This window comes from Streptomyces sulfonofaciens (genome assembly GCF_014656295.1).
GTDB lineage: Bacteria > Actinomycetota > Actinomycetes > Streptomycetales > Streptomycetaceae > Streptomyces > Streptomyces sulfonofaciens.
In genome coordinates, this window is sequence record NZ_BNCD01000001.1 from 274,093 (window position 1) to 297,368 (window position 23,276).

Here is a 23,276-nt window from a genome sequence, read left to right on the forward strand (position 1 = left end):
CAGACTCAACTTTTATACGACGCTTATGCCCAAGAGGCCGCTGACCTGGGCGTACACCTTCACCCGACCCTGCCACGACCCGCGCCACCACCTACCACGGGGAGGGCTCACCCCCGGGCGCCCCCTCGGAGGCCCCGGGCGGCTCCCCCCGGGCGGCTCCCCCCGGGCGGCCCCCCTCGGAAGAACGCGTCCGGGGATCCCTCCCCAGGCGGACGCCGCCGCCCCGCCGCCCTCCCCTGCCCTGCCGCCCGGGCGCCGGTGCCACCAGGCCAGGAAGACCGCGCAGGGCACCAGCGCCCAGGCGGCCGGGACCGGGAACGGGAACGGGAACGCGTGCCGGTGCCCGTGGAAGTACACGGCCGCGCGCCGGCGACTCCTCGAAGGCGGTCCACCGCGCCGAGCGCGCCCCGTCCGCCCGGTGCGCACCCCCGCCGCCCCGCCCGGCCGGGCCCGCCGGATCCCACCCCCGCTCCCGGGCCCCGGCCGTCCTCCGCCCCGTCCACCCCGTCCGCCCCGTCCGCGCCGCCGGGGCGCCGGGGCGCCCCGACGCCCGCCGGGCGACCGCTCCGGCAGATCGGACTCTTCAGGCATACGGCCAAGCCAATCCACTCGTACGGTACATTCCTCCCAATCCACGGCCGGTGCCGCGGCCGGGCACCCCCGGCCCGCACGGCGGCACCGCCGCGGACGCGGCGCGCGCGCCCACCCGGCCCGTACAAAAGCGTTCGCCACACATTTGCCCGAGGTGAGATCCTGGATCGCGTATGTCCACGCAGCCTGGCCATTTGCCTGAATTGTCCTTCGGCGTCCTCGCCCCCCGCCTGTCCGAGCTGTCCCTGCGCGACGCGCACCGGCTCGGCCGCAGGCTGGAAGGCGCGCGCCGGATCCGTAAACCCGAGGCCAGGTCCGCCGTACTCGCCGAGATAGCGGCCGAGGTCGAGCGGGCCGAGGCCCGCATCGCCGTGCGCGCGGCGCGCCTGCCCGCGGTCACCTATCCCGAGCAACTCCCGGTCAGCCAGAAGAAGGACGAGATCCTGGCGGCCGTCCGCGACCACCAGGTGGTGATCGTCGCGGGTGAGACCGGCTCCGGCAAGACGACCCAGATCCCGAAGATCTGCCTGGAGCTGGGCCGCGGTGTGCGCGGCATGATCGGGCACACCCAGCCCCGCCGGATCGCGGCCCGCACGGTCGCGGAGCGCGTGGCCGAGGAGCTGTCCACGCCCCTGGGCGAGGCGGTCGGCTGGAAGGTCCGCTTCACCGACCAGGTCGACCCGGACGGCACCTTCGTCAAGCTGATGACCGACGGCATCCTGCTCGCCGAGATCCAGACCGACCGCGAGCTGCGCGCGTACGACACGATCATCATCGACGAGGCCCACGAGCGGTCCCTGAACATCGACTTCCTGCTCGGCTACCTGGCCCAGTTGCTGCCCAGGCGCCCGGACCTGAAGGTGGTGATCACCTCCGCCACCATCGACCCCGAACGCTTCTCGCGGCACTTCGGCGACGCCCCGATCGTCGAGGTCAGCGGCCGCACGTACCCGGTGGAGGTGCGCTACAGGCCGCTCCTCGAAGAGGCCGCACCCGGCAGCGACGGCATCGGCGCGGACGCCGACCGCGACCAGATCACCGCGATCACCGACGCCGTCGAGGAACTGATGGCCGAGGGCCGGGGCGACATCCTGGTGTTCCTCTCCGGCGAGCGCGAGATCCGCGACACCGCGGAGGCGCTGGAGAAGAAGAAGTACAGATTCACCGAGGTCCTGCCGCTCTACGCCCGCCTCTCGCACGCCGAGCAGCACCGCGTCTTCCAGCGGCCCGCCGCGGGCACGGCCCGCCGCATCGTCCTCGCCACCAACGTCGCCGAGACCTCCCTCACGGTCCCCGGCATCAAGTACGTCATCGACCCCGGCACGGCCCGCATCTCCCGCTACAGCCACCGCACCAAGGTGCAGCGGCTGCCCATCGAGGCGATCAGCCAGGCGAGCGCCAACCAGCGCAAGGGCCGCTGCGGCCGCACCTCGGACGGCATCTGCATCCGGCTCTACTCGGAGGAGGACTTCGCCGCCCGCCCCGAGTTCACCGACGCGGAGATCCTCCGCACCAACCTGGCCTCCGTCATCCTCCAGATGACCGCGGCGGGACTCGGCGACATCGAGAAGTTCCCCTTCATCGACCCTCCGGACCACCGCAACATCCGCGACGGCCTCCAACTCCTCGCGGAACTCGGCGCGCTCGACCCCGAGCAGAAGGACGTCCGCGGGCGCCTCACCCCGATGGGCCGCAAGCTCGCCCAGCTCCCGGTGGACCCGCGGCTGGCCCGGATGGTCGTCGAGGCCGACCGCAACGGCTGCGTCCGGGAGGTCATGGTGATCGCCGCGGCCCTGTCGATCCAGGACCCCCGCGAGCGCCCGGCCGACAAACAGGCCCAGGCCGACCAGCAGCACGCCCGCTTCAAGGACGAGACGAGCGACTTCCTCGCGTACCTGAACCTCTGGCGGTACCTGCGCGAGCAGCAGGAGGCCCGCGGCTCCTCGTCGTTCCGGCGGATGTGCAGGTCCGAGTACCTGAACTTCCTGCGCGTACGCGAATGGCAGGACATCTACAGCCAGCTACGCACCGTCGCGCGGCAGATGGGCATCCACGTCAACGAGGACGACGCCGCCGACCAGCAGATCCACATCTCCCTGCTGGCCGGACTGCTCTCCCACATCGGCATGAAGGACACCCAGGACGGCAAGTCCACCGACACCGCGAAGCGGCAGGGCGAGGGGGCCAGGCGCTCCTCGCGCAACGAGTACCTGGGTGCGCGCAACGCCAAGTTCGCCGTCTTCCCCGGCTCCGCCCTCTTCAAGAAACCGCCCCGCTTCCTCATGTCGGCGGAACTGGTCGAGACCTCCCGGCTGTGGGCCCGCGTCAACGCCCGCATCGAGCCGGAATGGGTCGAGCCGCTGGCCGGGCACCTGGTCAAGCGCACCTATTCGGAGCCGCACTGGGAGAAGGACCAGGCGGCCGTGATGGCGTACGAGAAGGTGACCCTGTACGGCGTCCCGATCGTGGCGCACCGCAAGGTCAACTACGGCCGGATCGACCCGGAGCTCTCCAGGGAGCTTTTCATCCGCAACGCCCTGGTGGAAGGCGACTGGCGCACGCACCACAAGTTCTTCGCCGCCAACCGCAGGCTGCTCACCGAGGTCGAGGACCTCGAACACCGCGCCCGCCGCCGGGACATCCTCGTCGACGACGAGGCGCTCTTCGACTTCTACGACCAGCGGGTGCCCGAGCACGTCGTCTCCGGCGCTCACTTCGACTCCTGGTGGAAGGAGCAGCTCCGGCGCGGCGGCCAGGCCGCGGAACTGCTCGACTTCGAGCGCTCCATGCTCATCAACGAGAAGGCCGGCCGGGTCACCAAGGACGACTACCCGGACACCTGGCACCAGGGCCGGCTGAGGTTCCGGGTGACCTACCAGTTCGAGCCCGGCGCCGACGCGGACGGCGTCACCGTGCACATCCCGCTCCAGGTGCTCAACCAGGTCACCTCCGAGGGCTTCGACTGGCAGATCCCGGGCCTGCGCGAAGAGGTCGTCACCGAGCTGATCCGCTCCCTGCCCAAGCAGATCCGCCGGCACTGCGTGCCCGCGCCCGACTACGCCAGGAAGTTCCTGGAACGGGCGGTGCCCCTCCAGGAGCCGCTGGCGACCACGCTGGCCAGGGAACTGCGGCAGATGGTCGGCGTCCCGCTCGGCCCGGACGACTTCGACTGGGCGAAGGTCCCCGACCACCTGCGGATCACCTTCCGCATCACCGACGAGCGGCGCCGCAAGCTCGACGACCGGGACGGCCCCACCGAGGACAAGGACCTGGAGGCGCTGCGGCTGCGGCTGCGGCCCAAGGCCCGCAAGGCGCTCTCGCGGGCCGCCGCGGCGACCGCCGAGCGCTCGGGCGGCGAGGCGATCGAGCGCAGCGGCCTGACCGACTGGACGATCGGCTCCCTGCCGCGGGTCTTCGAGACGAAGCGGGCCGGCCAGCCCGTCAAGGCGTACCCGGCGCTGGTCGACGACGGCCCCGCCGCGGGCACCGTCTCCGTACGGCTCTTCGACACCGAGGCCGAGCAGCAGGAGGCGATGCGCCGGGGCATCCGGCGCCTGATCGTCCGCAACATCCCGGTGAACCCGGCGAAGTTCGCCGCGGACCGGCTCACCAACCCGCAGAAGCTCGCCCTGTCCGCGAACCCGCACGGCTCCGTGCAGGCCCTCTTCGAGGACTGCGCCACGGCCGCCGCCGACCGCCTCATCGCCGACGCCGGGGGCCCCGCGTGGGACGAGGAGTCGTACCGCAAGCTCTACGAGAAGGTGCGCGCCGACATCGTCGACACCACGGGGCGCACGGTCGGCCAGGTGCAGCAGGTGCTGGCCGCCTGGCAGTCCTGCGAGCGCCGGCTGAAGTCCACCCGCAGCCCGGCGCTGGCGGCCAACCTGGCGGACGTGCGCGACCAGCTCGCGGCGCTCGTCGGGCCCGGCTTCGTCACGGCGACCGGCCTGGCCCGGCTGCCGGACCTGATGCGCTACCTGGTCGCCGCGGACCGCAGACTCCAGCAGATGCCGGCCAACGCCCAGCGGGACTCGACGCGGATGGCGAAGATCCACGAGATGCGGGACGAGTACGCCTGGCTGCTGGAACAGCTCCCCAAGGGGCGTCCGGTCCCGCAGGAGGTGCGCGACATCCGCTGGATGATCGAGGAGTTGCGCGTCAGCTACTTCGCCCATGCGCTGGGCACGGCGTACCCGGTCTCGGACAAGCGCATCATCAAGGCGATCGACGCGGCGCTCGGGTAGCCGGCGGCGCCGGTGCGCGCGCCGCCGGTCCGGGTTCGACCTCCGGTCCTGCCCTGCTGTACAGTCTCGTTTCGCAGCACAGCGCAGTACTCGGTGCCGCACCCTCCAGGTCCTGTGGAGCAGTTTGGAGTGCTCGCCACCCTGTCAAGGTGGAGGCCGCGGGTTCAAATCCCGTCAGGACCGCCCGATGGGCACCCGCCCGCAACCCTCACGAGGTTGCGGGCTTTTTCATGTGCGGTACCCCGGCGCACCGGCCGCATGTGACGGCACCTCGGCCCGACGACGGCTCGGCTCGACAGCGACTCGGCTCGACAGCGACTCGGCTCGACGACGGCTCGGCTCGACGGCGCCTCTCGGCTCGACGACGGCTCTCGGCTCGACAGCGGCTCGTGTCGGAGCGCCGGTGCCTCGGAGCCCCGGAGAGCCGGCACCCCGTGCCGGCACGCCCGAGCCCCCTCCTAGCCCGCAGGAGCCCCCTCCAAGCCCGCAGGAGCCCCGTCCAGGCGCGCCGGTGCCCTCGTAACCGTCCGGGCGCCGCGGCCGCGCCCGCGGAGCCGTGGGGGCCGTACAGACCGCCTGTCGGACCCGCCGCCCGGGCGCCGCCCGCTCCGCCTCCCCTACGCCGGGGTCCCGGCGTTGCGTCCGCCGTACGGCCCTCGCCCCGTACGCCCGCCCCCTCCGCCCTTCCGTGCACCGGCGCACTCCGCACCCCGCGCACCCAATGAATTTTCGGCCTACTACATGTGCACCCCACCCCGCGCGCTGTCACCCGGCATCCGGCATATGCAGCCGCATTGACGGTGTGAAGAACACGGATAAGAGGTACTTTTTCCAGTCGTTCGCACGAGTGCCGAGCAGAGGACACCCGCTGTCCGGATGCACATGTTCTCCCGGCCGAACCCCCGACGATCATCGCGCTGCGTCTTGACCGCATCACATTCCGTCGGTACTCAGACATGTGGGACCGCTGCCCGTCGCCAGCGGCCATGGAGGTGGGGCATGCCGGCATCCGCGAGGCACGAGACGCGCGCTCTTCTGCGCGCCCATCTGTCGGCCGCGACCGGCTACCGCCATCTGACCCGCCGCTGCCCGATATGCCACCAGCTCCAGCGGCTCGCCATGGAGCCCGCTCAGCTTCCCGCGGCAGTCTCCGGCACCCAAGGGGCCACGCGCACCCCACGGGCGCCCCAGCCGGGCGACGAGGGCCCTCCAGGGGCCTGACGCCACCGGGCCCCGGGACGCCGCCCGCCGGGCCGCACACAGGCGCCGACGCGCCCGCCGCGCACCCGCGCCGGCGCACCCGCCCGCACACCGGGACCCGCACACCGGCGACCCGTCCGCCCGACGGCCGCCCGCCCCGCCGCCCGGACACCCGCGCGGGCGGCCGCCCGGACACCTGTACGAGTGCACTCCTGCGGCATCGGTCGGCGCGCCGCGCTGCATCGAGACGCCCGGACACCGATCCTTGTACCGGACCTCGGCTCGAAGGCTCCACCCGTGCGCCACCCCGCGCACGGACGCGCCCCAATAACGCACGAGCAACCCGAACAACAAGCACCCTGCAACGTGACGGGTGTCACGGAATATTTTTCGGTGTCCACCCCACCAAGCCCTCCCCTACAACTGGTCAATTTAATATGTGCAATTGCACTACCCTCTGAGCGCCTCCGCTCCCTCCTCAGTGACCCCCACCCCCGGCGCACACCCCACCCGTCCGAGGATGTGATCGCGGGCCACAAGTGCGCCCCGCAGCACCCCCGTCCAGCGCCGGCGCACACTCACCGACCGCGCGCCCTACGCCGTCCGGGCACAAAAAAGATCGCGCTGGACCCGGCGGAGTCCAGCGCGATCTACGACGCACCCTTTGTCATGTACCCGTGGGTGGGACCTGTTGGGGCAGGACCCTCGTCGTGTGGAGCTGAGGTCCGGGCCTGCTGCGGGTTGGGGGAACCCGCGAAATGCCCGGGTTATGCGGTTTTCAGGCTTCGCTGCGCTGCTGCGGGATGCCCGCGAGCAGCGCGCGGACCTCCGCCTCGCGGTAACGGCGATGCCCGCCGAGCGTGCGGATCGACGTGAGCTTGCCGGCCTTCGCCCAGCGCGTCACCGTCTTCGGGTCGACGCGGAACATGGTGGCAACCTCAGCGGGGGTCAGCAGCGGCTCGGCATCAGGGGTGCGAGCGGTCATGAGCGGCCTCCTCGGGAGAACCGAACCTTCTCGGTTCTTTCCTCTAAATTCTGCACCTTGACCCGCGTTGCCCGAAATGGCGGACGCGGGTCGAGTCGGTTATAGGACGAACGGCTTGTCCTCGGCACTACAACTACACCATCTGTCCAGCCGCGTCGGCCAAACCGATGGAATTGCCCTCCCAGGTGTTCATCAGCGACGGAAGCCGATGGACCGTGCCATAGCGGACAGTCACCCCACTGTGACGATCAGTCACTGAGCGATCACCAGAGACAACAGCGCCCCCCAAAGCGTGCAATGCTGGGCAACCCACCCATAGATGGATGGAAAGAGTCTTCCCCGGACTCCTTGTCCTATTTTGGCACGAGGAGGGGCGATGGACGCAAGAGCACTGAAAGTGCGGTCCATCACGCTTGGCGTGAAAACCCGGGAAGGGACCTCCGTCCCTCACGCCCCGTCCCCCGGCTCCCGAGCGGCCGTTCCGGTAGGCCCCGAAGGGACCCGGCTACCGTCTCACCACCCGGGGAACATCCTCGGGCCCCTCGCACGGCCCGCGCGCCCCGGCGCGGGGGAGGAGCCCCAACTGCACCGCCGCCGGGCGCGGGTGCCCGGCCGGGGTCAGTTCGCCGACTGCCTCTCCCGCACCGTCCGCCAGCGCTCCACCAGACGGGCGTAGGCCTCGCCCGCGCCCTCGCCGTCGCCCTTGCGCAGCGCCTCGATGCCCTCGGCGACGTCCGCGGCCGAGTGGTCGCCGGCCAGGTGCTCCTCGGAGAGCGCGTGCACCAGGCCCCCGTAGTCCAGTTCGACCATCGAGCGCGGGTGGAACTCCTCCAGCCAGCGGCCGACGTCGAACAGGCCCTCGATCAGCGGCCCTTCGTCGAGCGTCTCCTTGAGCGCCTTCAGACCGCGCGCCACCCGTCGTCTGGCCTGCACCATCGGGGTGCGGTAGCGCAGCAGCGGGGGCGTCTGCCCGGACCGCTTCTCGTACGCGCGCTCCTCGTCGGAGACCAGGACGAACCAGTTCAGCGGGACGTGCCAGGTCGCGGTGCGGATCCAGGGGCGGGCGTCCGGGTTCAGCGCGCGCCAGCGCTCGTAGTCGGCCGCCGTCTGGCGGCGCACCACGGGCGGCAGCACCGCGTCGAGCACCGGCGGGAGCAGCTCGCCGTCCAGCGCGTCCAGCGCCTGCCAGCCGCGCAGCCGGGTGCGCCAGGGGCAGACGCACAGCACCCCGTCGACCTCCGCCACGAACGCGTCGTCGCTCTCGTGCACCGGAACCGGTACCGGCGGCGTGGGCAGCAGGTCGGCGAGCGAGCGGCGCAGCTCGTCCTGGTACGAGGGGCGGTCCCGGCGCTCCGCATAGCGCGCCCAATGGGTCCGCTCGGGCTCGGGAAAGGCGGCCAGCGGCTCGTACACGCGCAGGTAGGACGCGTACGGCACGATCAGCGAGGACACCTTGGGCACTCCTGCTGCCTCCCCTGTCGAAGCCCTGGAAAACGCCGGATGGAACCGGGAGGCTCCACCGGGAGCTCGTCGCCACCCAGCAAATCGTCCCATGCCCGTACTCCGCGAGAGGGTGATCCCCGGCACTGGACGATCGCCGGGCGCCCCGAGGCTCTAGTCTCATGCCCAACAGGCGTCCGCAGCGCTTCCCCTGCCACAAGCGGGGGTCCCCAGGGCTCCTCCCCACCCGCCGCAACTAACCGGGAGTCACCACAGTGACCGACGCGACCGACGGCGTCCTGCACACCCTGTTCGGCTCTGACCAGCATCCGGACCAAGGGGGACACGAGCAGGTCGTCCTCTGCCAGGACCGTGCCAGCGGCCTCAAGGCCGTCATCGCCATCCACTCGACCGCCCTGGGCCCCGCCCTCGGCGGCACCCGCTTCTACCCGTACGCGACCGAGGACGAGGCGTTCACCGACGCACTCAACCTCGCGCGCGGGATGTCGTACAAGAACGCCATGGCCGGGCTCGACCACGGCGGCGGCAAGGCGGTGATCATCGGGGATCCGGAGCGGATCAAGTCGGAGGAGCTGCTGCTCGCGTACGGCCGCTGCGTGGCCTCCCTGGGCGGTCGCTACGTCACGGCGTGCGACGTGGGCACCTATGTGGCCGACATGGACGTCGTGGCGCGCGAGTGCCGCTGGACGACCGGCCGCTCGCCCGAGAACGGCGGCGCGGGCGACTCCTCCGTGCTCACCGCCTTCGGCGTCTTCCAGGGCATGCGGGCGTCGGCACAGCACCTGTGGGGAGCCCCGTCGCTGCGCGGCCGCACGGTCGGCATCGCGGGGGTCGGCAAGGTCGGCCACCACCTCGTGGGGCACCTCCTGGAGGACGGTGCGCGGGTCGTCGTCACGGACGTCCGCGAGGAGTCGGTCCGCCGTGTGACCACCGCCCATCCCGAGGTCGAGGTCGTGTCGGGCACCGACGAGCTGATCCGCCGCCCCGGCCTCGACGTGTACGCCCCCTGCGCGCTGGGCGGCGCACTGGACGACGACACCGTGCCGGTGCTGACGGCGACCGTGGTGTGCGGCGCGGCCAACAACCAGCTCGCCCATCCGGGCGTCGAGAAGGACCTCGCCGACCGGGGGATCCTCTACGCGCCGGACTACGTCGTGAACTCCGGCGGCGTCATCCAGGTGGCCGACGAGCTCAGGGGCTTCGACTTCGAGCGGTGCCGGGCGAAGGCCGCGAAGATCTTCGACACCACGCTGGACATATTCGCTCGTGCGAAGGCCGACGGGATTCCGCCCGCCGCGGCGGCCGACCGCCTCGCCGAGCAGCGCATCGCGGACGCCGCGGCCCGCCACCGCGTCCCCCGCTAGCACGCCGACCGACGGCACCCGCGCCGTCCGCCGCCCCCGGCCACCCGGCCGGGGGCGGCAACCCGGCCCCGGGGCGGCGACCCGGGGTCCCTGGCGCCACGGCCGACGGTGGAGCCACCCTGGGCCCCGCCGGCACCTGCTTCCCTCCCCCGGCTGCCCCGCCCCCCTTCCGGGGGTCTTCTTGGGGTGTCCGGGTCACCCCGCCGACCAGGCCGGACGGGTGGGGAAACCGTGTGCGGTACGGAGGGGCGCGCAGACGGGAGAGATGACTCACCCCCGTCGGCGGGTCGTGCCCCATAAGAGGCTAAAATCGGAGTTGACCAGCGGGGACAGGGCGCCTCGCCGGTCTCGCGCAGGGGCACGTCCTGTGGGCGACGTACCGTACAGGCGCGGAAGCAGGTACGGTTGAAGCCCTACGGACCGGTCTCTCCACGGAGGGCCCGTTCCAGATCATGAACGCGTGTCAAGACTCTGGGGCCGTCGAGCCCCGTCACCGAGGGGGTCGAGCCATGGGGCGCGGCCGGGCCAAGGCCAAGCAGACGAAGGTCGCCCGCCAGCTGAAGTACAACAGCGGTGGGACTGACCTCTCACGCCTGGCCAACGAGCTGGGCGCATCGACTTCGAGCCAGCCGCCGAACGGCGAGCCGTTCGAGGACGATGAGGACGACGACCCGTACGCACAGTACGCGGATCTCTACAACGACGACGAGGACGACGAGGAAGAAGAGTCCGGTCCTTCGTCAGGCCGCCGCGGCGCTTGACTGCCGGGCACCGGTCCTCGCGATCCAGACGCGGACCGGCTGCCCCAGCCCCGTAGCAACCGCACCTCTCCCGGTCCGGGCCACAGCGCCGGGCCGGGTTTCGTGCTGCCTCGGCCATGGTGCCGGGGCCCGCGCCACCCGGGTGCGCGTCCTGCCGGCTCCCCGGCCGTGCCTCCACCACGCCGACGCCCGCCTCAGCTCGCGTAGCCGCCCGTGAGCGCGGCGCCGGTGGTGCGGTCGGCGTCGCGGGGGACGATCTCGCCCGCCACCCAGGCCGTGACACCGCGCTCGCCGAGGGTGGTGAGGGCCGCGTTGGCGGCGGTCTCGGGGAGCACGGCGAGCATGCCGACGCCCATGTTCAGGGTCCGCTCCAGCTCCAGTTGCTCGACCCGGCCCACCGTGCCGACCAGTTCGAAGACCGGGGCGGGCGCCCAGGTGGAGCGGTCCACCACGGCGTGCAGCCCGTCCGGGACGACCCGGGCCAGGTTGGCCGCGAGACCCCCGCCGGTGACATGGCTGAAAGCGTGTACCTCGGTACTGCGGGTCAGGGCCAGGCAGTCCAGGGAGTAGATCTTGGTGGGTTCCAGCAGTTCCTCCCCTAGGGTCCTGCCGAACTCCTCGACCGTCCCGTCGAGCGGCATGCCGGCCTGGTCGAGGAGCACGTGCCGGACCAGCGAGTACCCGTTCGAGTGAAGTCCGGAGGACGCCATGGCGACGATCACGTCACCCGCGCGGATCCGTTCCGGCCCGAGCAGCTCGGTGGCCTCGACCGCGCCCGTGCCCGCGCCGGCCACGTCGAAGTCGTCGGGGCCGAGCAGCCCGGGGTGCTCGGCCGTCTCACCGCCGACCAGGGCGCACCCGGCCAGCACACAGCCCTCGGCGATGCCCTTGACGATGGCGGCCACCCGCTCCGGGTGGACCTTGCCCACACAGATGTAGTCGGTCATGAACAGCGGCTCGGCCCCGCACACCACGATGTCGTCCATGACCATCGCCACCAGGTCGTGCCCGATGGTGTCGTACACGCCGAGGCGGCGGGCCAGGTCGACCTTGGTGCCGACACCGTCGGTGGCGGAGGCCAGCAGGGGACGCCGGTAGCGGGTGAGCGCGGAGGCGTCGAAGAGGCCCGCGAAACCGCCGAGGCCGCCCAGCACCTCGGGTCGCCGGGTCTTCTTCACCCACTCCTTCATCAGCTCGACGGCGCGGTCGCCCGCTTCGATGTCGACGCCCGCGCTCGCGTAGCTGGCACCGTGGGTCTCAGACATGACGGAAGGCCTTCGGGTCGTTTCTGAACGTCGTGGTGGAAGAGCGGGGCCGGGCGCCGCGGGGCCGCGGCGCCCCGGCCCTAGGGGCGGCGCAGCGCCTCGGCCGCGGCGGTGGCCGCGGGCCCTGCGGCCAGCTCGGTCTCCAGCAACTGCTTGCCGAGCAGCTCGGGGTCGGGCAGGTCCATCGGGTACTCGCCGTCGAAGCAGGCCCTGCACAGGTTCTGCTTGGGGATGGTGGTGGCCTCGATCATGCCGTCGATGGAGATGTACGAGAGGGAGTCGGCGCCCAGCGACTTGCCGATCTCCTCGATCGTCATGCCGTTCGCGATCAGCTCCGCGCGGGTGGCGAAGTCGATGCCGAAGAAGCACGGCCACTTCACCGGCGGCGAGGAGATCCGGACGTGCACCTCGGCGGCACCCGCCTCGCGCAGCATCTTCACCAGCGCACGCTGGGTGTTCCCGCGCACGATGGAGTCGTCCACGACGACCAGGCGCTTGCCCCTGATGACCTCGCGCAGCGGGTTCAGCTTCAGCCGGATGCCGAGCTGGCGGATGGTCTGGGAGGGCTGGATGAAGGTCCGGCCGACGTAGGCGTTCTTCACCAGGCCGCTGCCGAAGGGGATACCGGACTGCTCGGCGTAGCCGATGGCGGCCGGCGTGCCGGACTCCGGGGTGGCTATGACGAGATCGGCGTCCGCCGGGGCCTCCCGGGCCAGCGTGCGGCCCATCTCGACCCGGCTGAGGTAGACGTTCCGGCCGGCGATGTCCGTGTCGGGGCGGGCCAGGTACACGTACTCGAAGACGCAGCCCTTGGGTTTCGCTTCCGCGAACCGGGTGGAGCGCAGGCCGTTCTCGTCGACGGCGATGAACTCGCCGGGCTCGATCTCGCGTACGAAGCTGGCGCCGCAGATGTCGAGCGCGGCGCTCTCCGAGGCGACCACCCAGCCGCGCTCCAGACGGCCGAGCACCAGCGGGCGCATGCCCTGCGGGTCGCGCGCCGCGTACAGGGTGTGCTCGTCCATGAAGACCAGCGAGAAGGCGCCCTTGACGGCGGGCAGCACCTTCACGGCTGCGGCCTCGACGGTGAGCGGCTTGCCCTCGTCGTCCATCTGGTTGGCGAGCAGCGGGGTGATGAGGTCCGAGTCGTTGGTCGCGGAGACCCGGGGGGTGTGGCCGTTCTCCTTCGGGAGGTCGGCGACCATCCCGGCGAGTTCGGCGGTGTTGACCAGGTTGCCGTTGTGTCCCAGTGCGATCGAGCCGTAACCGGTGGCGCGGAACGTCGGCTGTGAGTTCTCCCACACCGAAGCACCGGTGGTGGAGTAGCGCGTGTGTCCGACCGCGATATGGCCCTGCAGCGAGCTGAGGGAGGTTTCGTCGAAGACCTGGGACACCAGCCCCATGTCCTTGAAGACGAGGATCTGGGAGCCGTTGCTGACCGCGATTCCCGCGGATTCCTGGCCCCGATGCTGGAGGGCGTAGAGCCCGAAGTACGTGAGCTTGGCGACCTCTTCGCCCGGCGCCCAGACACCGAAGACGCCACATGCGTCCTGGGGGCCCTTCTCACCGGGGAGCAGGTCGTGGCTGAGTCGTCCGTCACCACGTGGCACGCAACCGAGTGTAGGCGAGATCGACCACTGGTCCGAATTGGGGATGCCCGAGGGGGCGGTTGTGCGCACGGAGCGTGATCACGGCATGACGCGGAGCCGGGGGAACCGGCCCTCCTGGACGGGTATCCGCCCGGTTCCGTCCGCTCAGCTCATCACCGGGAGCAGTGCCTCCAGATCGGCACGCTCGCCGCTCGCGCCGACCCTGGCCTCCGCGACCTCCGTGCGCCACCGCGCACGGCCGGTGGCGAGCCGGATCCAGGTGAGCGGGTCGGTCTCGACGACGTTCGGCGGGGTGCCGCGGGTGTGCCGGGGGCCGGCTATGCACTGCACGACCGCGAACGGCGGAACGCGCACCTCCGTCGAGGCGCCGGGCGCCTTCGCGGCGAGCGCGTCGGCCAGCAGCCGGGTTGCGGCGGCCAGCGCCCGGCGGTCGACCGCGATGTCGAGGCCGGTGGCGCAGGCCAGGTCGTCGGTGTGCACGACCAGCTCGACGATCCGGGTGACGAGGTAGTCCGTGAGGTTCATGGCGCCGGCGTTGGTGTCCACGAGGCGCTCGGCGCCGGCCGCGGCCATCCGCTCGGCGAACCGGGCTGCCGTGTCCTCGTAGAGCGCGTCGAGGTCCGGATGGGCGGCGGCGAAGGCGCGGGTTCCCTCGTCGACGGCCTCGGCCCGGGCCGAGGTGCCGAGCGCCCAGTCGGTCGCGCCGGTCTCCTGCTTGGCCGGCTCGGGGCCGTCCAGCGCGCGTACGATCGCGTTCGGCGCCAGGGTCAGGTGCGCCGCGAGGTCGCGCACGGTCCACTCCCCCAGCCTCGTCGGCCCCGCCAGTTGCTCCTCGGTGAGGCCCCGTACGGCGTCGCGCACGTGCCCGAACTGGGCGCGCACGGCCGCGCGGGTCTTCACGGGGTCGTAGCGCCGCTGACGCCTCGCTGCTGGTGACATGGGCCGAGCTTACGTCGGCGGAGGGAGCGCCCGGCGGCCCGTCCCTGCGGCTCCCTGCGGCTCCCAGGGGCCTACGGCGGCTCCCCGCGGCTCCCGGCGCCGGAGGGATCCGCCGCGCACCCGCCGCCACCGGCCGGTGGGGCCCGCCGTACCGGGCGCGGGTCCCACCGGACCGGGACTCAGGCGAGCAGGCCGGGAATGGTCGCCTCGTAGGCGTCCCGCAGCTCGCTCAGCGGCAGGCTGAACTCGCCCTGGACCTCCACGGCGTCCCCGTCGACCACACCGATCCGTGCCGCGGGCAGCCCGCGGGCGCCGCACATGCCGGTGAACCTGGCCTCCTCGGAGCGCGGCACGGCGACCACCGCACGCCCCGCGGACTCGGAGAACAGGAAGGTGGAAGCGGACAGGCCCGCAGGCACCACGAGGCGCGCGCCCCGGCCACCCCGCAGACAGGACTCGGTGACCGCCTGGATCAGGCCGCCGTCCGACAGGTCGTGCGCCGCGGCGATCATGCCGTCCCGGGACGCGGCGATCAGGACGTCCGCGAGCAGCCGCTCCCGCTCCAGGTCCACCTTGGGCGGCAGCCCTCCGAGGTGGTCGTGCACGACCTGGGACCAGGCCGAGCCGCCGAACTCCTCGGCGGTCTCGCCGAGGAGGTAGAGCTGGTGCCCCTCTTCGGCGAACGCGGACGGCGTCCTGCGTGCCACGTCGTCGATCACACCGAGCACGGCGATCACGGGGGTCGGGTGGATGGCCGCCTCGCCCGTCTGGTTGTAGAGCGAGACGTTGCCGCCGGTGACCGGCGTGCCGAGCACCTGGCAGGCGTCCGCGAGGCCGCGGATCGCCTCGGTGAACTGCCACATCACCGCCGGGTCCTCGGGCGAGCCGAAGTTGAGGCAGTCGGAGACGGCCAGCGGCCGCGCGCCGGTGGTCGCCACGTTGCGGTACGCCTCGGCGAGCGCGAGCTGTGCACCGGTGTACGGGTCGAGCTTCGTGTACCGGCCGTTGCCGTCGGTGGCCAGCGCGATACCGAGGCCGGTCTCCTCGTCGACCCGGAGCATGCCGGAGTCCTCGGGCTGCGCGAGGACCGTGTTGCCCTGCACGAAGTGGTCGTACTGAGAGGTGATCCACGCCTTGGACGCCTGGTTCGGCGAGGCGACCAGCTTCAGGACCTGGGCGCGCAGTTCCGCGGAGTCGGCCGCCCTGGGGAGGGCGTTCGCGTCGTCCGCCTGGAGGGCGTCCTGCCACTGCGGGCGGCGGTAGGGGCGGTCGTAGACCGGGCCCTCATGGGCGACGGTACGGGCGTCGACGTCGACGATCTTCTCGCCGTGCCAGTAGATCTCCAGCCGGTCGCCGTCGGTGACCTCGCCGATGACGGTGGCGATGACGTCCCACTTGTCGCAGATCTCCAGGAACCGCGCCACCTTCTCCGGCTCCACGACCGCGCACATCCGCTCCTGCGACTCGCTCATGAGGATCTCCTCGGGCGAGAGGGTGGAGTCGCGCAGCGGAACGTCGTCCAGGGTGACGCGCATACCGCCGGAGCCGTTGGACGCCAGCTCGCTGGTGGCGCAGGACAGGCCCGCGGCACCGAGGTCCTGCATGCCGACGACCAGTTTCTCGGCGAACGCCTCCAGGGTGCACTCGATGAGCAGCTTCTCCTGGAAGGGGTCTCCGACCTGGACGGCGGGACGCTTGGACGGCTTCGCGTCGTCGAAGGTCTCCGAGGCGAGGATCGACGCACCGCCGATGCCGTCGCCGCCGGTCCGCGCGCCGTAGAGGATGACCTTGTTGCCGGCCCCCGAGGCCTTGGCGAGGTGGATGTCGTCGTGCCGCATCACGCCGATCGCCCCGGCGTTCACCAGCGGGTTCCCCTGGTAGCAGGCGTCGAAGACGGTCTCGCCGCCGATGTTGGGAAGGCCCAGGCAGTTGCCGTAGCCGCCGATGCCGGCGACGACGCCGGGCAGCACACGCTTGGTGTCGGGGTGGTCGGCGGCGCCGAAGCGCAGCGGGTCGACGACGGCGACGGGACGGGCGCCCATCGCGATGATGTCGCGGACGATGCCGCCGACACCGGTGGCCGCGCCCTGGTAGGGCTCCACGTAGGAGGGGTGGTTGTGCGACTCCACCTTGAAGGTGACCGCATAGCCCTGGCCGATGTCGACGACTCCGGCGTTCTCGCCTATGCCGACGAGCAGGGCGTCGCTGTGGGGCGCCTTCTCGCCGAACTGGCGCAGGTGCTTCTTGGAGGACTTGTAGCTGCAGTGCTCGGACCACATCACCGAGTACATGGCCAGCTCGGCGCCAGTGGGACGGCGGCCGAGCACCTCGCGCACGCGCTCGTACTCGTCCTTCTTCAGGCCCAGTTCGGCCCAGGGCTGCTCGATGTCGGGGGTCGCCGCGGCGTGTTCGACGGTGTCCAGCTTCGAGGGGGCGGCACCGGGGGATCCCGCCCCGGAGGGGGTGCGACTCATGCGGCGGCGCCTTCCACGAAGGTCCTGAGGATCGAGGTGAAGAAGGGGAGGCCGTCGGTGCGGCCGGTGCCCACGAGCGGATCGGTGGCGTGCTCGGGGTGCGGCATCAGTCCGACGACGTTGCCCTCGGCGTTGCAGATGCCCGCGATGCGGCGCAGCGATCCGTTGGGGCTCGCCTGCTCGGTGGGCGGGTATCCGGTGGAGTCGTCGTCGCCCGCGTAGCGGAACACGACGCGGCCCTCGGCCTCCAGCATGTCGAGGGTGCGCTCGTCGGCGACGTAGCGCCCGTCCATGTTCTTCAGCGGGATGTGGATCTCCTGGCCCGCCTCGTAGTCGGTCGTCCAGGCCGTCCCGGCGTTCTCCACGCGGAGCTTCTGGTCGCGGCAGATGAAGTGCAGGTGCTCGTTGCCGAGCATGGCTCCGGGCAGCAGGTGGGCCTCGGTGAGCACCTGGAAGCCGTTGCAGATGCCGAGGACCGGCATGCCCTCCCGGGCGCGCTCGACGACCGTCCCCATCACCGGCGAGAACCGGGAGATGGAGCCCGCGCGGAGGTAGTCGCCGTAGGAGAAGCCGCCCGGCAGGACGACCGCGTCGACCTGTCCCAGGCTGCGGTCCTTGTGCCAGAGCGGCACCGGCTCGGCCCCCGCGAGCCGGATCGCACGCTGCGTGTCCCGGTCGTCGAGGCTGCCCGGGAACGTGACGACGCCGATCCGGACGTTCGGGCGGCCCGCCGAGCCGTCGGTGGCGGTGGCGGACGGACGCACGGTCACTTCGCCTCTCCCGCGGTCACGGTCGCCGCGGGTGCGTCGCCCGGCGCACCGGGCAGGTCCTCCACCTTGACGTCGAAGTTCTCGATCACGGTGTTGGCGAGGAAGGATTCCGCGAGTTCTCGGATGCGGGCGAGCGCTGCATCGTCGACGGGGCCGTCGACTTCGAGTTCGAAGCGCTTTCCCTGGCGGACATCGGAGATGCCCTCGAAGCCGAGACGCGGCAGCGCGCGCTGGACGGCCTGTCCCTGGGGGTCGAGGATCTCGGGCTTGAGCATGACGTCGACTACGACGCGTGCCACTGGCACTCCCGGGTGTGTATGGCTGAGCAGGCAACGCCTTCAGACTACCCGGACAAAATTTCTACGCGGGTAGAAACCTAGTTACCCCCAGGGAACATGACACACGACACAATGCCCGGCACACCGCTCCCACGCCCCGCCGACGGGCCTGACCTGCTGCGCCCGCCCCGCACCCGGGCCGGTCCGCGCCACCCCTTCGCCGAAAATTCCCTGAAAAATCGCAGATCCACAATGAACCTGGACACGCTGATGGTTTTAGTCGGACTTCCCAATTCAATGCCGAGCACTGTACAAAGGGAAATGGCAATAGCCGATACATTGCCCAAGCAGCCGGACAGTCGCCATCACCGCACGTCAAGGCAGTGATGTCGCACGAAGGGACCGATATTCGTGGCGCAGCGTGTTGTGGTCACCCTCTACGACGACATTGACGGAGACGAAGCGGTGGAAACCATCGCCTTCGGCCTGGACGGCAAGTCGTACGAGATCGACCTCAATCCAGCCAATGCCAAGAAACTGCGTAAGGCCCTGGCACCGTACATGCACGCGGGCCGCAAGGCCGCGCGCGCGGGGAAGCTGCCGGTCAAGGCGCTCAAGTACACCTCGCTGACGGCGGATCCCGCGGCCGTGCGCGCCTGGGCCCGCTCGCACAAGATGGAGGTCCCGCCAAGGGGCCGGATCCCCAAGAAGGTGTACGAGGCGTTCGAGGCGGCGAACTGAGGCAGGCCGCCGGGGGAGGCCGCGGGCCGGCACGCGTGCGCGGTGCGCGGGCCGGGGGCCGTGAGCGGCCGCGGTCCCGCACCCGCGTACGGAGTGCGCGGGCTGAGCGTGCGTGCGGCCCGGTTCGCGTGCGGGATGCTCGGGCCGGACCTCCCTCCCCACCCGCTCGCGTGCGCGGCGTGGGCGCCCGCCCCGGCGGTGGCGGGCGCCCGTGGCCGAGCCGCCCGGAGGTGGAACGGCGGGCCTGCCGGGACCGGGACCGGACGGCGGGGGCCGGGCACCGGACGGCGGGGACCGGCGTCGGCCGCACCCCGGTTTCGCCGTGCCGTACGCCGGACGTCACGAGGCCGTCGGCCGGACGGAGTTGCGGTGATCAGGCGCCTGACGGGCCGACTTGCGCGGCACCCCCGCTGATCAGCTAGAGTCTGGAGCACGCCGAGGGGCGAACGAAGGCCGAAAGGCCGGAGCAGCCTCCTCGTAGTGTCCTTGCGGGTGTAGTTCAGTAGCAGAACACCCCCTTTCCAAGGGGGAGGCGCAGTGTGCAATTCCTGTCACCCGCTCTGCATCGTCCACTGATGGCCCGGGCGGTCGGCGACCGTCCGGGTGAATCAGGTAGGCTGGTGCCTGCGCCGATCGGTGAAAGCCGGTCGGAGGCAATGCGGACGTAGCTCAGTTGGTAGAGCGCAACCTTGCCAAGGTTGAGGTCGCGAGTTCGAGCCTCGTCGTCCGCTCGTGAGTAACCCCGGTCCCGGTGGGCCGGGGTTTTTCGTATGGGCCTGGACGCCAGGGTGAACGCCTCGGGCCGCAGCGGGCCACGGCGGCGGAAACGTCTGCCGGGCCAGGCCCCGTCCACCGGCATGGGTACGGACCCGGTAGGCGATGCTCCGGCACTTCGGCGGCGCCCTGCCCGCACCGCGCCGATCCGGCAGGCAGGGGCCGGCTCCGGCCACGAGCCCCGGCCCGCGACACGGACGCCACCGCCTGATCCGGCAGTTGTCGTGCCTTCCGTGCGTGGACGGTGCGCTCGTGGCCGGGGCTCGCAGGCCGGTACACCGCCGTCCGTCTCGCACGCGGCGCACCGCCGTCCGTCTCGCGCGGGGGCGCGGTTGGGTATAGTGGCGTCGCCGGAGTGCACGCCACCCGGGCTGGACTGCCGACCGACGGCATGGCAGTCGGTGTCCCTGCGGCGCGTGTGCACGGTGCTTACGACCCAGCGGTCGTCTGCGGACGTAGCTCAGTTGGTAGAGCGCAACCTTGCCAAGGTTGAGGTCGCGAGTTCGAGCCTCGTCGTCCGCTCCACAGTGAAGTCCCGGTGGCCCTGCCACCGGGACTTCGTGCGTGTACCGGCATATCGGGCCCTGTCCGGGTGCGTCGGGACGCGGGCGTCACCGTCTCCCGCCCGAGCACGCACGCCCCGGACCCGCTTCGAGCACGCACGCCCCGGTCCCGCCTGAACACGCCCCGGCCCCGCCCACGCCCCGGTCCCGGTGGGGCACGGGCAGGGCAGACGCGGGCGAAGTCGGCTCGGGGCCCGCGGGGCCCGCTCCGGGGTCCCCCGGCCCGGGCCCGTCGCCGATCCGGGCCCGTCGCCGTCCGGTGCCCAGAACGTGACCGTTCAGGGCTGTGACCGGTTCAACGCCGTCACCGATCCGCGGGCTTGACCGGCTCAGGACCGTGACCGGTTCAGGACCGTCACCGGTGCAGGACCGTCACCGGTTCATGGCACATGACCGGCTCAAGGCCGTGAGCGGTTCAGCTCCAGGCCGTCCCCGTCAGCCGCTCGTACGCCTCCACGTACTTCGCCCGGGTCGCGGCCACGACCTGCTCAGGGAGCTCCGGTGGCGGCTGCTCGGCGGTACGGTCCCAGCCGGACTCCGCGGAGGTCAGCCAGTCCCGTACGAACTGCTTGTCGTAGGACGGCTGGGCCCGCCCCGGCTTCCACTGGTCCGCGGGCCAGAAGCGGGACGAGTCCGAGGTCAGCACCTCGTCCGCGAGGACCAGCGTCCCGCCGTCCAGGCCGAACTCGAACTTGGTGTCCGCCAGGATGATGCCCCGGTCCCGGGCGATGTCCCGGGCCCGCGCGTACACGGCGAGGGTGGCCTGCCGCAACTGGGCGGCGGTGTCCGCGCCGACCTGGCGGACCACCTCCTCGTACGACACGTTCTCGTCGTGCTCGCCGACCGCCGCCTTGGTCGCGGGGGTGAAGATCGGGGCGGGCAGTTCCGAGCCGTCCACCAGGCCCTCCGGCAGCGCCAGGCCGCAGACGGTCCGGGTCTGCCGGTACTCGGCAAGGCCCGAGCCGGTCAGATAGCCGCGCGCCACGCACTCCACCGGCAGCATCGTGAGGGACTTGCAGACCAGCGTCCGCCCGGCCCAGTCGGCGGGCGCGCCCGCGGGCAGTTCGGTGTCCAGCACATGGTTGGGCACGAGGTCTGCGAGCTGGTCGAACCACCACAGGGAGAGCTGCGTGAGGACCCGGCCCTTGTCGGGGATCTCGGTGGGCAGCACCCAGTCGTAGGCGGAGAGGCGGTCGCTGGCGACCATGACGAGATCGCCCGCCTCGTTCTGGTACAGATCGCGCACCTTTCCGGTGTGCAGGTGCACCAGCCCCGGAACCTGGAGCGGTTCTGGCTTGTCGACGAATCCTGACACGGTTCCTCCCCTGGCTTGTCCAAGAGGGCCAATTCTCCCGTATCCCCCGTCCGGGAGCATCGGAGGCCCCTGCCGGTCGTCCTGCCCTGGGCGGAGCCGGTCCCCGTCCGGGTGGGGGCGCTGCGCGCGGCGGGCTCCGCGGGACGGTGGCCGATCGGGGGCCACGGGCTAGGCTCCGGGGCTCGGACGCGGGCGCGGTGCGCGGGATTCGGGGCGTGGGATTCGGGGTTCGGTGATCGAGGTTCGGGGGTCGGGCGTGGGGGCGCGCGGATCGGGACGCGGGGATCGGGATGCGGGGGCGCGGGGATCGGGACGCGGGGATCGGGACGCGGGGGCGCGGGCGTGGCGCGCGCGGGAGCGGGGGCGTCCGGGGGACGCGGGGCGTCGGAGACTCCCCGCAGACGGGCTCAGGCCCGCTTGCAGATCCGGTCCAGCAGATTGGCCGTGGCCCGCTGCACACGGGGGTCCACGTGCCCGGGCCGGTCCAGAGCGGGAGACCAGGCGAAGGTGCCGGAGGCGAAGACGAGCGCGCCGGACGGCGCACGGTACAGGGAGGTCTCCTGATGGCGCGCGGCACCGTCGGTGTCGAGGTACGGGGAGTGCGCGAGCAGGATCCGGCGCCGGTGCTCGGGCAGTGGCGCGCGCGGGAAGTAACGATCAGCCTCGCCCGCGACGAGCCCCGCGAGTTCGTCCCCCTCGTCCGCGCCCGTCGCCTCCCACAGCCAGTGGTGGCCGTTGCGGACGACCAGCGGATACGGCTCGGGAACCCGCCCGGCGTACTGGATGCCCAGCAGCTCCTGCTCGGGCCGCTCGACCTCGCGCCACAGCGCGGGCCGCCCGGGGCCCCGGTTCTTGCGGCAGGTCAGCAGCCGGTCGGGCGCACCGGACGGCGAGCCGCCCAGTTCGACCTGCCAGTACATGGTGTTGGCGGACAGGAACACCAGCGAGGTGCCGCGGTCGCGGGCCTGCTCCACGGCGCGGCGCATGCTGGTGGACCAGTACTCGTCGTGCCCGGGGAACACCAGACCCCGGTACCTCCCCGGGTCGACGCGGCCCGCGTGCAGGTCCCGGGTGTCGGCGTAGGCGAGGTCGTAGCCGTACCGCTCGGCCCAGCGGACGAAGTCGTAGGCGTGGCCGACGTGCAGTGGCAGGCCCGCGCCTGCGTACGGCCGGTCGAAGGAGACCGTGACCGCGGCGTCCTCCTCGCCGAGCAGCCGCCCGTGCTCGTCCCAGGCGTGGTAGAGGCTGGCCCCGGTACGGCCGTCCTCGGGGTAGAGGTTGTACGCCTGCCAGGTGATGTCCGGGAGGAGGAGCAGCAGGTCGGCGGGGCGGTCGTCGCGGACGGTGAAGGGGATGTGCGAGCGGTAGCCGCCCACCGTGGTGAGGACGGCCACGTAGGCGCCCACGTTCCAGTAACTGGGCATCTGCAACCGCCAGGAGAGCCACCAGTGGTGGCATGAGACCGTGCGGTCGGCCGTGAGCGGAGCGGGCTGCACGATGCCGGAGAGCCGGGGGCTGGTGGTGATCTTGGCGGCCCCGTCACCCGCGTAGTGCCCGATGCGGTAGATGTCCATGCTGAACTGCTGGGGAGGGTCGACGGTGACGTGGAAGTCGATCGCCTCGCCCGGCGCCGCCGCGCCCGGCGAGGCGAACCCCTTGATCTGGCGGTGCACGTCGTCGGCGGTGCGCAGGCCCGTGGCGGAACGGGAGCGGGGGACGTCGGCGGCGCCTGGGGCCGGGGCGTGGTCGACGTACCAGGGGACCACGTGGCCGGTGTCGTCGAAGTAGTTCTCACTCCCGCGCAACCAGGGCAGGGGCCCCAGGCCGAAAGGGTCGGACACCGCGTGCGCCAGCGCACCCGACTCCCAGCGGCGGATCGGCCCGGGCGGCTGCCTCAACCCGTCTGACCCCATCGTGCTCCCCTCCCGCGCTCCCCGAGACCCC

15 protein-coding genes and 4 tRNA genes are annotated in these 23,276 nt (G+C 71.8%); 9 read left to right on the forward strand and 10 right to left on the reverse strand.

Annotation, left to right across the window (positions count from 1 at the left end; translation table 11 throughout):
• The first annotated feature begins 785 nt into the window (after positions 1-785).
• From hrpA to IE313_RS01070, 3 genes are all read left to right on the forward strand, one after another.
• Positions 786-4,835, forward strand: coding sequence for an ATP-dependent RNA helicase HrpA (gene hrpA, locus IE313_RS01060; protein ID WP_373316880.1), 4,050 nt, complete (start codon positions 786-788; stop codon positions 4,833-4,835).
• Positions 4,836-4,943: 108 nt separating this feature from the next.
• Positions 4,944-5,018 (forward strand) — tRNA-Asp (locus IE313_RS01065).
• An 816-nt stretch (positions 5,019-5,834) separates the two neighbouring features.
• The gene (locus IE313_RS01070) at positions 5,835-6,056 is read left to right on the forward strand and encodes a DUF6274 family protein (protein ID WP_189929316.1); all 222 of its coding nucleotides are present in this window, start codon (positions 5,835-5,837) and stop codon (positions 6,054-6,056) included.
• 757 nt (positions 6,057-6,813) lie between these two features.
• Here the strand turns inward: IE313_RS01070 and bldC are convergent.
• Positions 6,814-7,020 carry a developmental transcriptional regulator BldC gene (bldC, locus tag IE313_RS01075; protein WP_003949541.1) on the reverse strand — a complete coding sequence of 69 codons (207 nt, stop codon included), beginning with the start codon at positions 7,018-7,020 and terminating at the stop codon, positions 6,814-6,816.
• 618 nt (positions 7,021-7,638) lie between these two features.
• Positions 7,639-8,481 (reverse strand): DUF8083 family protein, encoded by an 843-nt coding sequence (locus IE313_RS01080; protein WP_189928936.1) that lies wholly within the window; start codon positions 8,479-8,481, stop codon positions 7,639-7,641.
• A 254-nt stretch (positions 8,482-8,735) separates the two neighbouring features.
• Here IE313_RS01080 and IE313_RS01085 point away from each other — a divergent pair, with 254 nt between their 5' ends.
• Positions 8,736-9,845: a Leu/Phe/Val dehydrogenase gene (locus IE313_RS01085; protein WP_189928937.1), complete on the forward strand. Its 1,110-nt coding sequence runs from the start codon at positions 8,736-8,738 to the stop codon at positions 9,843-9,845.
• 509 nt (positions 9,846-10,354) lie between these two features.
• Entirely contained in the window at positions 10,355-10,606 is a 252-nt protein-coding gene (locus IE313_RS01090; RefSeq protein ID WP_189929265.1) for a DUF3073 domain-containing protein, read from the forward strand.
• Positions 10,607-10,800: 194 nt separating this feature from the next.
• Here IE313_RS01090 and purM read toward each other — a convergent pair whose 3' ends face one another.
• From purM to purS, 6 genes are all read right to left on the reverse strand, one after another.
• Positions 10,801-11,871, reverse strand: coding sequence for a phosphoribosylformylglycinamidine cyclo-ligase (gene purM, locus IE313_RS01095; protein ID WP_189928938.1), 1,071 nt, complete (start codon positions 11,869-11,871; stop codon positions 10,801-10,803).
• 80 nt (positions 11,872-11,951) lie between these two features.
• The gene (gene purF, locus IE313_RS01100; RefSeq protein ID WP_189928939.1) at positions 11,952-13,478 is read right to left on the reverse strand and encodes an amidophosphoribosyltransferase; all 1,527 of its coding nucleotides are present in this window, start codon (positions 13,476-13,478) and stop codon (positions 11,952-11,954) included.
• 144 nt (positions 13,479-13,622) lie between these two features.
• The gene (locus tag IE313_RS01105) at positions 13,623-14,417 is read right to left on the reverse strand and encodes a maleylpyruvate isomerase family mycothiol-dependent enzyme (RefSeq protein WP_189928940.1); all 795 of its coding nucleotides are present in this window, start codon (positions 14,415-14,417) and stop codon (positions 13,623-13,625) included.
• A 179-nt stretch (positions 14,418-14,596) separates the two neighbouring features.
• Complete coding sequence (gene purL / locus IE313_RS01110) at positions 14,597-16,891, reverse strand: phosphoribosylformylglycinamidine synthase subunit PurL (RefSeq protein ID WP_189928941.1); 2,295 nt, start codon at positions 16,889-16,891, stop codon at positions 14,597-14,599.
• The gene (gene purQ, locus IE313_RS01115) at positions 16,888-17,661 is read right to left on the reverse strand and encodes a phosphoribosylformylglycinamidine synthase subunit PurQ (protein ID WP_373316881.1); all 774 of its coding nucleotides are present in this window, start codon (positions 17,659-17,661) and stop codon (positions 16,888-16,890) included. The genes purL and purQ overlap by 4 nt, the downstream gene beginning before the upstream one ends.
• Positions 17,658-17,960, reverse strand: a complete 303-nt coding sequence (gene purS, locus IE313_RS01120) for a phosphoribosylformylglycinamidine synthase subunit PurS (protein WP_189928942.1) — start codon at positions 17,958-17,960, stop codon at positions 17,658-17,660. Before purS ends, purQ begins: the two co-directional genes overlap by 4 nt.
• 390 nt (positions 17,961-18,350) lie before the next feature.
• On the opposite strand from purS, the gene IE313_RS01125 reads away from it, so the two are divergent.
• From IE313_RS01125 to IE313_RS01140, 4 genes are all read left to right on the forward strand, one after another.
• Entirely contained in the window at positions 18,351-18,680 is a 330-nt protein-coding gene (locus IE313_RS01125) for a histone-like nucleoid-structuring protein Lsr2 (protein ID WP_189928943.1), read from the forward strand.
• A gap of 488 nt (positions 18,681-19,168) precedes the next feature.
• Positions 19,169-19,240 (forward strand) — tRNA-Gly (locus IE313_RS01130).
• Positions 19,241-19,338: 98 nt separating this feature from the next.
• Positions 19,339-19,411, forward strand: a tRNA-Gly gene (locus IE313_RS01135).
• Between the two features lie 492 nt (positions 19,412-19,903).
• A tRNA-Gly gene (locus IE313_RS01140) sits at positions 19,904-19,979 on the forward strand.
• Positions 19,980-20,432: 453 nt separating this feature from the next.
• Here IE313_RS01140 and IE313_RS01145 read toward each other — a convergent pair.
• Together IE313_RS01145 and IE313_RS01150 are read right to left on the reverse strand one after the other, a co-directional pair.
• Positions 20,433-21,332, reverse strand: coding sequence for a phosphoribosylaminoimidazolesuccinocarboxamide synthase (locus IE313_RS01145; protein ID WP_189928944.1), 900 nt, complete (start codon positions 21,330-21,332; stop codon positions 20,433-20,435).
• Between the two features lie 407 nt (positions 21,333-21,739).
• The gene (locus IE313_RS01150) at positions 21,740-23,245 is read right to left on the reverse strand and encodes a N,N-dimethylformamidase beta subunit family domain-containing protein (RefSeq protein ID WP_189928945.1); all 1,506 of its coding nucleotides are present in this window, start codon (positions 23,243-23,245) and stop codon (positions 21,740-21,742) included.
• Between the last annotated feature and the right edge of the window lie 31 nt (positions 23,246-23,276).

Excerpts from the sequence above, each read along its gene's own strand:
- IE313_RS01070 (WP_189929316.1), top strand. The coding sequence starts at position 5,835 with ATGCCGGCATCCGCGAGGCACGAGACGCGCGCTCTTCTGCGCGCCCAT.
- bldC (WP_003949541.1), bottom strand. The coding sequence starts at position 7,020 with ATGACCGCTCGCACCCCTGATGCCGAGCCGCTGCTGACCCCCGCTGAG.
- IE313_RS01090 (WP_189929265.1), top strand. The coding sequence starts at position 10,355 with ATGGGGCGCGGCCGGGCCAAGGCCAAGCAGACGAAGGTCGCCCGCCAG.
- purM (WP_189928938.1), bottom strand. The coding sequence starts at position 11,871 with ATGTCTGAGACCCACGGTGCCAGCTACGCGAGCGCGGGCGTCGACATC.
- IE313_RS01105 (WP_189928940.1), bottom strand. The coding sequence starts at position 14,417 with ATGTCACCAGCAGCGAGGCGTCAGCGGCGCTACGACCCCGTGAAGACC.
- purL (WP_189928941.1), bottom strand. The coding sequence starts at position 16,891 with ATGAGTCGCACCCCCTCCGGGGCGGGATCCCCCGGTGCCGCCCCCTCG.
- IE313_RS01150 (WP_189928945.1), bottom strand. The coding sequence starts at position 23,245 with ATGGGGTCAGACGGGTTGAGGCAGCCGCCCGGGCCGATCCGCCGCTGG.